Source organism: Kamptonema animale CS-326, assembly GCF_028330895.1.
Classification (GTDB): domain Bacteria; phylum Cyanobacteriota; class Cyanobacteriia; order Cyanobacteriales; family Microcoleaceae; genus Kamptonema; species Kamptonema formosum.
The window spans coordinates 1-12251 of record NZ_JAQMUA010000294.1 but is presented as its reverse complement, the minus strand read 5'-3'; the positions used below and the strand labels follow the sequence as shown (position 1 = coordinate 12251).

Genomic DNA, 12251 nt, shown 5'->3' with positions numbered 1-12251 from the left:
GAAAAAACCTGTTTCAAAGTTTCGGTCTAAACAAGTTAAACACAGAGGTACTGGAATCATAATGACTCCTCCTGTTTTTATTGTTTTAAGCACTGCATAGCCTTAACTGAACCGTATTGGGATATAAATACAAGTCGGAGAGGTTAAATGTAAGTCAAACTTGATTAATAACATTCGCGTTAGCGTTCTCCGATTTGCTGTCGCCACATGGCGTAATAAAGCCCCTTCTGATTCACGAGTTCATCGTGGTTTCCACTCTCCACAATTCGACCTTTTTCCAAAACAAAAATCCGGTCAGCGTGCATAATCGTAGATAATCGATGGGCAATCAAGATTGTAATTTGCTCTTTCAAGGCTGAAATTTCTTTAATTGTCTCAGTAATCTGTTCTTCGGTCAGAGAATCTAAAGCAGATGTTGCCTCATCAAAAATCAACAGGCGTGGTTGACGGATCAGGGCGCGGGCAATAGAAATTCGCTGCCTTTCACCGCCCGATAATTTAACACCACTTTCACCAATTATTGTATTTATACCCTCTTCAGATCGGGTGAGTAAATTCTCACAGGATGCTTGTTTGAGTGCTGCAATAATTTCTGCATCCGTGGCATCAGGTTGGACAAATTGCAGGTTTTCCTTAATTGTGCCTGCAAATAAATGAGTTTCCTGGGTGACAAATCCAATTTGTCGCCGCACCTGATTGTAGCGAATATCTTTGGTAGAAATATCGTTATAAAATACTTCTCCGCTATTAGGTTGGTACAAGCCAACTAGCAATTTTACCAAGGTAGATTTACCCGATCCTGAAGGGCCAACAAAGGCAATTGTATCCCCCAGATTTGCCGCAAAAGAAATCCCATCCAGGGAATTTTCAGAGGCCCCTTGATATCGAAAGACAACGTTCAAGAAACTCAAACGATTCACCAGTCCAATCTCAATGGGTGATTCAGGTCGGCGTTCAATCGGTTTTTGCATCAGTTGATCGAAGTGCTGTAACGATGCTTCGGCTTCACGATAGGCGAGAATGATGTTTCCCAGTTCTTGCAGTGGCGCAAAAATAGAAACAGAAATAAATTGCATAGCAATTAACTCGCCTGTGCTCAACACATCTCGAAAAATGAGCCATAGTAGTGTGAATAAAATCGACAGCTTTAGCAAGCTAAGCGTCGTTCCCTGCAAAAATGATAAAAGCCGGATTTGTTTGACCTTCTCCATTTCCAGGGCAAAGATTTTGACAGTTTGTCCTTGTAAACGCCGAATTTCTGGGAAGGTCAACCCTAAACTTTTGATCAGCTCAATGTTATGCAGCGACTCGGTAATAAACCCAGAACTTTTAGAAGTTTCGCGCATAATCGATCGCTGTTGGCCTTTAATTTTTTGGCTCAAAAGTCCGGTTAATCCCCCTAAACCCAACACGCCAACTACAAATACCGGCACCAGTGCCCAGTGTTTAGTCACAGCATACCAAACCAAAAAAAACACTCCGACGATTGACGAAAATAGGATATTAATAAACGAATTTATAAAGCGTTCTGTGTCACTGCGAACTTTTAACAAAAGGGCTAGCGTTTCACCGCTTTGCTGGTTTTCAAATTCCTGATAGGTAAGCCTGAGTGTTTGTCGTAAACCGTCGTTAAATATCTGCGTGCCAAATTTTTGCACTACCAGCCGGGTCATGTATTCTTGGATAGCTTTGGTAAGTCGTGATAATACTGCAACTGCGACGGCGATAGCTAATAGCACCAGCACCCCAGAGACTAGCTCTCCATCCGTTTTCGTTCCCCGTTGGGTGGCGTAATCGTCAATGATTTTTCCAAAAATAATCGGGTCTACCAGTGCTAGAACCTGGCTGATACCGGCTAGTAATAATGATAGAAGGGCAAGCCATTGATAAGGCTTTAGGTAATTCCAGAGAATACGCATTGACTTATCTGAATCATGCTCCAGTAGGTTTTCAGTAGCTTTTGTTTCAGTGCATATTATAGCGTTTATTTATGTCCCTATACTTATTAAATTTCGTTCCCTAAGAAAGAATAAGTTATAAGTTTTTAGCCCCTCATCAATGGCAAAAACACTGACTTCAATTCCTCGCGACTCACCACTAAAGTAGGATACGAGCGACTTCCATAATTCTTACCAACTTCCAAAGGAAAAATTGCCTCAGATTCCAACGGTATCCAAACACCACCAGCCGCTTTTAAAATCACCCAACTCCCCGCAATATCCCAAATCTTTGGCGTAGCTTCTACCCCGCCTAAAACCGCACCCGCCGCCACTGTTAAAAAATTGTAACTAGCCATTCCTAACATCCGAATTTTAGCAGGAATCTGAGGTGCAACTACGATACTGCGCGAACAAATGTTAAAAAAGTGATTTGAAGTCAGCGCATCAGCACTAGAATGAATTTGTCGATCGTTCAAAAAAGCTCCAGAATTGCCACTAAGTCCAGAATCTCCCAACCAAAAACCGTGAAAAGATTGATTTATGGGTGGCAAATGTACGTAACCAAAAACAGGTACTCCTTGATATAATAAACCCATTGAAATTCCCCAAATAGGAATGCCTCTAGCAAAATTAGTAGTGCCATCCAAAGGGTCAATTATCCAGCACCATTCATTCCCTGGAAAAACGTGCTCTCCCTCTTCACTTAAAACTCCATGACTAGGAAAAGCTGACATAATTGCATCTCGAATTTCTGCATCCGCCCACTTGTCAGATTGAGTTACCAAACTCCCATCTAACTTTTCTGAAGCTTGGACAGAACCGAAATCCTTTAACAATTGTACTCCGACTCTAGCCGCCGTACTTTGGGCAAAACTAAAAATTGAATCCCACATGAGAGTTAAAATAAACAACCGCAGATTAATGCAGATATATCATAACAATTATCTGCGTCCATCTGCGGAAAAAAATTAATCCAATTCATTTTCTAGAATAGACGCGATCGCATTATTCGCATTCTCCCGAAACTCTTTCACATTTACGCGCCCCAATAGTAAAATTGCTGCCACCATCCCTATAGCTTGTAGCGCAAAAACCAATCCATAAGCCAACACAGGGGCATCAAAAACAACCTTTCCTAAATTCAAAACCACGCCGCCGATGACAGTAGCTAAACCCCTTGCCATTGCCTGAGATAAACCCCAAGCACCGATAAAAGTACCAGCGGTTTCCGCCGCTGTTAAATCCAGCATTAAACTTGTTGCACCAGCAGTCAATACCCCAGCAGAAAAACCAAAAAATAGCAAACTAGCCTTTAGTAATCCGGCGTTGGCTGTAAATCCAGAGAGGATAATTAAGCCAAAACAAATCGCCGCTGCTGTACATCCCAGCTTAGTCGTTTTCACCTTCCCTAAACGCGGTAAAATCAAAAAACCTGTGCCACTAATACCGATCAGCGTCCCCATACCAAAAGGAACATTCAACTTTGTGGTTTCCGAAATACACATTCCGAAAACTTCGCCGCCGTAGGGTTCCATAATTGCGTCCTGCATGAACAAACTAATAGTTAGCACCAGCAGAAAGCTGAAAAATAAACCAGTTTGGCGGCTAGCAGTCAATACTTTCAAAGCCTTACCTAAACTAATTTTATCCTCTCTGTTAACCGCACTGGAACGCAAAGCAAAGCGAGAGTATTTTTTTTCTATACCTACAGTTGCCAGTAAAGATAAACCAAATACAACTGCCGGCATAATTACAAATAGAGGATTAATTGAGCTTTGCAATTTTGCTAAATCTGTAACTGGTGTCCCTAGAGAGGGATTGTATGACAAAATATCGGCTCCACAAACTTCAGCTCGACTGATTAATTTAGAGCTAATAATTGCGCCCAATACAATACCAACCATGAGCATTGACCAAACAACTCCAATTAATTTGGAGCGGTTGTCTTCATCAGAAATATCTACTAAAAGAGCAGCAAAAGGTGTGGAACTCGCACTCAAAACTAAACCATAAAAAGCAAAAACTAGCGCTAGAACTCCCGCCCAACTATAAGTTTGCGGACTCCATCCTGTAGCCTGCAAACTACCGCCGAGTTGCCAAACTACTTGCAGCGCGATGAATGATGTTGTCGTGAAAAGTGCGGCTCCAATCCAGACAAAACCCGTGCGGTGGTAGCCAAAAATAGTTTTTGAGTCCGACATTTGGCCGAACCACACCCGCGCCGGTGACATGAATTGGTGCATAGCGATCGCACCCGCAGCAATCCAAGGCAAGACTTTAAGCTCATCAATCATCAGCCGATTGAGTACCCCCAGGGTGAGCAGCGACATAATGCCCAATCCCATCTGAAACAAACCCAGCCGGAACATTGTCAGCAGTTTAATCGTAGGAATTGTTGCTGAGCTGGACTCTGTGAATTCTGGATCTGGTAAACTGTCGATTGCCATAGTTATTCAAGGAAATATAGCATTTGTCTTCTTATAACTAAGAATACCTGTTGATGGCTAATTTAAAGCATAAAATAGGTAATAGTTCACCTTTATAAATTATTTCCAGTTAAATTCCATCCCTAAAAAATCTTCCAATTGCTGATTATAAGGGCGGAAATAATTGCTGAGCCAGGAGCGCATTGACTCGCTCACGGACGGATAGAACCCTGGATTGTAATTTGCATACTCGGAAATATAATATTCCGGTAAACCGACAAATTCTAAAACTCGCTTCATCACGACTGCCGTATGTTCATAAAAGTCTTCACTCCTCAGAATTAGCAACTGTTCTCTCGGAAATAACTCTAGCCATTTCTGAATAAACTCAACATACATACCGCGAGCTAAATAATTTCCTGGCTCTTCTCCTATAATATAATCAGGATTATTTTCCAGCCTTTCTACCTCATCAGCGATTGCCTCTTCAAAAGAGCGATTTTCCCAATTTAAACTCACCCAGCGATAGTATTGAGAAATGGCTCTATCTACAGGATTCCTCAACAGCACAATTAGCTTTACCTTCGGAAAAGTATTGAAAAGTCTTGGCGCTGCGTCCCGATAATCAAGATAGCTGGGACTAGCTTCTCCTGTTAAAAAATGTTGCCCTTGAGGAAGTGGGGGAAAATGAGATAAATACCAATCAATACCTCTGTTGAAATGCCACGACCAAAAATCGACCTCCTTTTTAATAGGAGACAAAATCTGCGGATGCTGAGTCAGATAACTGTAAAGAGAAGTCGTGCCGCAACGCTGAGAACCAATGATAATAAAGTCAGGAATTTGTACTGGTTCTAATTTTTTTTGCTCTTGTCCTGAACCTGCAAGTAATATTAAAGTTTGTTTGTAAGTTGCAGTTTGATAACACGCGATCGCTTCATCGAGCTTACCTTGTCGAGTTAAAGCTTCCCCTAAATTTAAGTAAGGCCAAAAACTATCGGGTTTAATTTCAATTGCTCGGTGGCATAAACTAACAGCTTGTTCGAGTTTTCCTTGCTTAGTAAAAACTTCCCATAAATTATAGTAAAACCACCAATGGAAATCTGGATGCAACTCCATAGCATGGAGGAAAGCCGCAGCAGCTTCATTGCATTTATATTGCCTCGTCAGTGCTACCCCTAAATTGTAGTAAGACCAACAGGAATCGGGGTTTTCTCTAATCGCTCTGCGGCACGAGTTCAGTTCTATATCTAACTCATTCTTTTTCTTTAATAGCCGCTCTAATTCACTAGCAACATCAGCATTATCTGGCTGAATTTCGAGTGTTGCTTGGTAAAAAATAATTGCACCCTCTAACTGGTTATGCTTTGCCAAAGCATTTCCTAACTGTGAATAGAGTTCGGGATCTGGGGTAACAAAACTTAGTAAATTAGTGTAACTTAACCTTGACTTTTGCTCAGAATTAGGGTGATAATAATTAATAGCTTGCTCTAAACCAAACTCAGATCGTTGCCGCAGAGCATCCCCAAATTTTTCATAAATTCCAGGTAAATTTGGATCGACTGCGACAGCACGAAAATAGGCTGCACTCGCCTCATCCCATTCTTGCATCAACGCCAGAGCATCGCCTAAATTATAATAAGACCAAGAGAAATTAGGGTTTAACTCAATGGCTTTCCGGTAAGCAGCGACGGCTTCATTCCACTGTTCTTGTTTGAGCAAAGCATAGCCTAAATTGTGATAAGACCAAGAAAAATCTGGCTTGAGTTCAATTGCGCGACGATTTGCCTCTATAGCTTCCACCCATTTTTTTTGCTTGACAAGAACATCTCCTAATTTGTGGAAATACCAAGAAACTTCAGAGTTTAGTTGTGATGCGCGCTCGTAAGCGATCGCAGCTTCTCCAAACTCTCCTTTTTCTTGCAAAGCATCACCTAACTTATCATAAACTTCTGCTTGACTATAATCATCACACATTTCACATACCTACCACTTTAATTAATAATAATCTTGCCCGATCGTAACGCCGCTTTCTGGGTGGTTTCTTTACCGCTCAGAGGGCGGTGTTACATAATTCCATAAGTCCAAATTAACTTTTCTAGCAACTCCAAGTCAACCTTAATATCTTGGTGTATAGGAAGGCGAGAATCGGTATTTTCCAATAAATCCCCAATTAAATAGTGATGTTCCAAACCACATATATTACTAAGTATCCAGTAGCAATTAGGAAGATATGTCGGCGAAAAAATTTCTATAATTTTAGTTCCTGGCTTACAGAATACAATATTAGTCAATCCAGCACCGTGAGGCGCTACCACAACTTCAGCATTTGCTAAACAAGATGCCTGTTCTGCCACTGACATAGTTTCTAGTTTAACGCTTTCAAATCCCCATTTATCTAAAAAGTTTAATACCTCTTCTTCATTAATAAATCGACGATAGGAAGCTAACTCACGGCTAATATAAATTCGCCTGAATTTGTCTATTTTTGGCTTGCTTTTTTCTCTTAAAAATTCCCTCTTGATAAACTCGCAAGCCCATTTTGATATTTGAGATACTCCTTGGTAACAAATTGACGGAACTACTAAATTTTCAGCTTTTATATGCAGACCACAACTACTCTCGATAATCTTTGTTTCTGGAATACCTAAAGTTTTGAGAGTTTCCTTTTCGTATGAATGATCGGTATTATTAACTATAAACTTATCTATTGTCTCTATCTCTATCCCACTACGACGTAAAAGATCGAAGCGGGGAATGACATCAAACATCCAATGATAATAAGCTGCACCGCCCCAGCGTACTGATAAAAAGGCAACATTTCCATCTATGTATTCAATAGGAGCTAATTTATCTGAAGCCATTACTAATTCTGCACAACCCGTAGAAATATCGGTAACTAGCTTATTTTCCGAATTAATTACAGCGCTTGTAATCACATCCGCCCAGACACGACCATCGGGAATGACGGCAACAAATGTTTTTGGTAAATAATATTTATCATCTAAAAATATGCTGTTACTATTAAGGCTTTTAGAAGGTAATAAAGAAATTTCATCAGCAGGCGAAATTTTGATATAATTTATAGTAGGGTCAAATTCAGAGGATACTGTTAAATCTTCTCTAAACTGACAATATTTTTTCAAAACCTTTAACGGTAGCATTTGATACTCACAACAGTGATACTCGGACTTTGCTAATTCACCTTGTTTTTCTAAGGCGTAACCAACTTTGTGATAAACTTCTAACAAGTCTGGTTTAATCTGTAGCGCTTTTATGAAAGAAGCGATCGCCCCTTCCCAATCCTTCTTTTCCAACAAGCACAATCCCAAACCTTCGTAAGCAAAATAAGCCTTCGGATCTATTTCGATCGCCTGTTCGTAAATAGCCATTGCTTCATCCCACAATCCTAGTTGTTGTAGAGCATCTCCTAATTTTTTACGCATCCAAGTATCCTCCGCTTCCAGCTCAACTGCACGCCGATAAGCGCTAACTGCTTCCTCCCAATACTGCTGTTCTTCCAAAACTTCCCCTAAGCTATAGTAAGACCAACAAAAATCAGGGTTCAATACAATTGAGCGGCGGTAAGCATCCGCAGCTTCTTCCCAATCAGAAATTTTTACCAACGCCTCCCCTAACTTGTTATATAACCAACAAAAATCAGGGTTGATTTTAATCCCCTGCCGATAAGCCGCCGCAGCTTCTTCCCATCTAGAAAGTTGCATCAGGACATCCCCTAAATTGTTGTAAGACCAACAGAAATCAGGGTTTAATTCAATAGCGCGACGGTAGACAGCAATAGCTCGCTCGTCTTCCCCTAATTCTTGTAAAATTTCCCCTAAATAGTGGTAAGACCAACTGAAATTCGGGTTAAGATTAATCGAACGCCAATAGATAGATACTGCTCGGTTTAACTCTTTTTTTTCTTGCAGTAACTTTCCTAATTTGTGGTAAACTAATGAAACCTGATTTTTATGCCATTCTCGGAATTTTAAACTGTCCGGGAAGTCTGCTAGTTTGATTTCGCCTTCTTTCGTTAGGAAGTCTTTGATATCCAGTTCCGGCACCGATATTTTGGGCTGAAATTCAAGTGCTTTTTGATAATGGGAAATTGCTTCCTCTAAATAACCTTGGGCGGCTATCGCTTCTCCCAAATTTAGGTAAGCATTAGTTAAGAGAGCTTTCTCTTCTAACTGCTTCTCATTGGCGATTTTTTTTACTATCAGTTGATAACCTTTGTGAATCACCTCTAATTGGTTTTGATACATTGAAATAAAAGTATCTATCCCTAGCTTAGGATTTTGCTCTGGATTTTCGGGAAAAGTAAATTCGTAATCGTCAAAAATTATCAAACCGCCTACTTTTACCAGCCGCCAAGAGAGGATTGTATCTTCCAAAACGCTGCTAGCTTTGTGACAGCCATCGATGTAAGCTACTTCATAGTAATCTGGTGTCAGAGTTACCAATAAATCCTGAGATAGCCCCTCTAACTTAATTACTTTCTCTGCTCCTCCAGTTTTAGCAATATTGCCATCAAACTGTGCCTGAAAATAGAGATCGATAGATGTGATTCTTGCTATCGTGTCTGTTAGAATACGATCTAGAAGCCAGCAAGTAGACATTCCTTGGAAACTGCCTATTTCTAAGATATTAATTCCCGGCATCCCGGCAAATTGCTGTAAATGTTTTTCCCAGATGGGGATATTATGAGTAAACCAATCTTGTGTAAATTGATATTTGTTAGTAGCACATTGATGCCAACCTCTTAATTCACTAGCTTTTTGATGGCAGACAATCGCTTCCTCTAGCTCTCCATATTTAGGTAATATATTCCCTAAATCAGTATAGGCAACCGCAGAGTTTGGGTCAATTTCTATCTGGCTGCGATAAACAGATATTTGCCGATCCAACTCATCTTTTCTTGCTAAGACATTCTCTAACTCTGAGGCAACTTTAGCATCTTCTGGATTAATGTGCAATGCTATTTGATAAAAAACAATCGCTCCACTAAACTGATGTTGTTTGGTTAAATTATTTGCTAAATCAACATAAAACTCGCTACTATCTGTGACGATATTTAGCAGGTTGTAGTAAGTTTTTCCATTATCTGAATTCACTTGAATAGCTTGGCAATAGTCTCTAACTGTTGCCTCTAAATCTGAGGCTGTACGCTGTCGCAGAACATATCCGATGCGGTTGTAAATTCCAGGCAAATCTCGCTGAAGCTGAAGAGCCGAGAGATAACCTGCAAGTGCTTCGTCCCAGGATTTTAGATTGGTCAGAGCAACAGCTAAGTTATAGTAAAACCAAGGAATATCACCTTTCATCTCAATGGCTTTCTGATAACTATTTATGGCTTTATCCCAACGTTCTTGTTTGAGAAAGACATCTCCTAAACTGTTGTATGACCAACAGTAATTTGGGTTGAGTTCAATCGCTTTGCTGTAATAAGCAATAGCTGAATCCAACTCGCCCTTTTGTACCAAAACATTTCCTAAACTGTGATAAGCACGAACATAATTGGGATTGATTTCAAGGCTTTTATGTTGACAGGCAATTGCTTCATCAATGTTGCCTTTAGCTGCTAATAGTTTCCCTAAACTGTGGTGACTTCCAAAAGCATCAGGTTTGAGTTTAATCGCTTGGCGGTAATAGGCGATTGCTTCCTCAAATTTATTTTTACTTGTGAAAATTTCCCCTAAATTGTGGTAAGCTTGTACTAAATTTGGATCTGTCTGAATTGCTTGTTGGTAACAAGCAATAGCTTCCTCCAGCTTTCCCTGTTCTACTAAAGTATTGCCTAAAGTTAAATGTTCCTCAGCGGTTGCCCAATTCGGATCGAGAGTTAGCGCTTGATACCAGCAATCTGCTGCGGTTTCAGCTTTTTTTAACTGCGTCCAAATTCTAGCTAAAGTACGGTAAGCGCCTGCAAAATTCGGTTGAAGTTTCAACGCTTCTTCGCAAGCTGCAATTGCTTCATTTAATTTGCCTTGGGCTAAATAAATTTCTGCTTGCTGGTTAAAGTTAACCGCTACCGTTTCCATATTTTGAGTTGATGTCATATCTATACCTCATCCGATGTCAATAAAATCACAAACCTATAATTTCCATCATCTTCTTGAGCGAACTCAAGTTCACCATAATATCTTCCGTCAGGGAGTTTTGATACATCAATTGTCTAATAGGATAACATTCAAACACCTCACCTGTTAAATAATAATGGTCGAGGTGCAGATAATGGCTACTCGGCCAGTAATAGTGACCCACATAGTGAGGTGAAACTAATTCTATGACCTTAGTTCCTGCTTGACAGAAGATTGTATTTGTCAAACCGCTCCCGTGCGGTGTAACTATCATTTTAGCATGAAAGAATAACGCTATCTGCTCCTGCAAGGGCATAGATTCTAGAAAGATTCTCACAAACCCAAATTTGCTTAATTCCTCCATCACATCTTCTTCATTGAAGACGCGCCGATATCTAGCTTTGTTTCGGCTAATGTAAATGCGATCGGGATAACTGCTCAAAGGAGTAATTCCTGCAAGAAACACGCGCCTGAGAAAATTAACAGCCCAAAGCGGTGGCCAACCTAAATACCCTGGAAAAGAGGGAACAATTAATTGCTTTGCTTGAATGTGGGGATGGCAATCGCTCTCTAAAATTTTGTTTTCGGGGATTCCTAAAGCTTTTAATGTTTCTCGCTGAAATTGCTGCTGACAATTATTCACTAAAAACCAATCTATTTTATCAAAATCTGTGCCACTTAGTCGGAGCAATTCAATTCTAGGTAAAACATCTAACATCCAGTGAAAATAGACATTTCCCGATAGTCCAGATAATACGGCAACAGTACCATCAATTTGTTCTAAAGGAGGTAATGATTCTAGCTTAAAAATGCTATGTTTAGTAGGGTCGTGATTTTGACATCCCGGCAAAAAATTAGGATAATCGCGGGAAAGATCTGCTAATAAATAATTGTCAGGAGTAATGACTGCGATCGCGCTGCAAAGTAGCCAATAACTTTTCTGGGGAACAATCCAAGCTCGTCCGTCTGGGACTACGGCAACAAAGGTTTTCGGGGAGTCTACGGGAATTGGTTGAGAATTTGACAAAACATGAACACCCCAACCTAAATGAATCGGTTCAAACCAATCAGAGATGCGTTTTAAGCAAGGCCCACAGGTTAAACCGCCGCAGTCGGATTTGGGTAATTGGTTATTGGTAATTGATAATTGGTGAGTGGCGATATTTTCTACATCTTCACAGATTATTTCACGATAATTGCTGCGATCTAATTTGCTGGCAATAATCCAGTCTGAAGTAGATAAGTAAATACCTTGTGGGAGTTTATGAATGGGGGAATTTGAGGGAGGAAAATCCCCGGTTCTTAATCTTCCTAGAGAGGGCAAAGTTAAAACTTTTTCGTAATATCCGATCGCCGACTCGTAATGCTGCTGTTTTTCTAGCAGATTTCCTAATTCAAAATAAACCTGGGTTAACTCAGGTTGAATTGCTAGGGCAAGATGATAAACAACGATCGCAGCATTCAACCGTTCTTGCTTGGCTAAACTCTTACCTAGCTGCCAGTAAATTTCTGCATTATTCGGCTGAATTTGTAAAGCTTTTTGATAATAAATTTCTGCCTGCTCGTATCCACCATACTCAAATAAAGCATTCCCTAAATGTAGGTAAGTTTGTGCGAGGTATTGGCAAATTTCCCTAATTGGTAATTGGTAATTGGTAATTGGTAATTGGTAATTGGTAATTGGTAATTGGCTTTTTTCCTCCAATTTTATCTCGCTAATTATCTCTTTCCCTTTCCCTCTTCCTTCTTCCTTCTTCCTTCTTCCTTCTTCCTTCTTCCTTCTTCCTTCTTCCTTCTTCCTT

Annotated in this window: 6 protein-coding genes; all 6 read right to left on the bottom strand. The window is 40.2% G+C overall.

Translation table 11 applies throughout. From position 1 onward, the window contains the following. Positions 1 to 179 precede the first annotated feature (179 nt). Positions 180 to 1919, bottom strand: a complete 1740-nt coding sequence (locus PN499_RS17425) for an ABC transporter ATP-binding protein (protein ID WP_272033363.1) — start codon at positions 1917 to 1919, stop codon at positions 180 to 182. Between the two features lie 125 nt (positions 1920 to 2044). Then, positions 2045 to 2833: an inositol monophosphatase family protein gene (locus tag PN499_RS17420; protein WP_272033362.1), complete on the bottom strand. Its 789-nt coding sequence runs from the start codon at positions 2831 to 2833 to the stop codon at positions 2045 to 2047. A gap of 75 nt (positions 2834 to 2908) precedes the next feature. Next, positions 2909 to 4387, bottom strand: a complete 1479-nt coding sequence (locus PN499_RS17415) for a BCD family MFS transporter (protein WP_272033361.1) — start codon at positions 4385 to 4387, stop codon at positions 2909 to 2911. Between the two features lie 99 nt (positions 4388 to 4486). Continuing rightward, positions 4487 to 6343 (bottom strand): tetratricopeptide repeat-containing sulfotransferase family protein, encoded by a 1857-nt coding sequence (locus tag PN499_RS17410; protein WP_272033360.1) that lies wholly within the window; start codon positions 6341 to 6343, stop codon positions 4487 to 4489. Between the two features lie 89 nt (positions 6344 to 6432). Beyond that, positions 6433 to 10428: a tetratricopeptide repeat protein gene (locus PN499_RS17405; RefSeq protein WP_272033359.1), complete on the bottom strand. Its 3996-nt coding sequence runs from the start codon at positions 10426 to 10428 to the stop codon at positions 6433 to 6435. A gap of 28 nt (positions 10429 to 10456) precedes the next feature. After that, on the bottom strand, positions 10457 to 12251 hold a 1795-nt coding region (locus PN499_RS17400; RefSeq protein WP_272033358.1), incomplete at its 5' end, for a glycosyltransferase 61 family protein.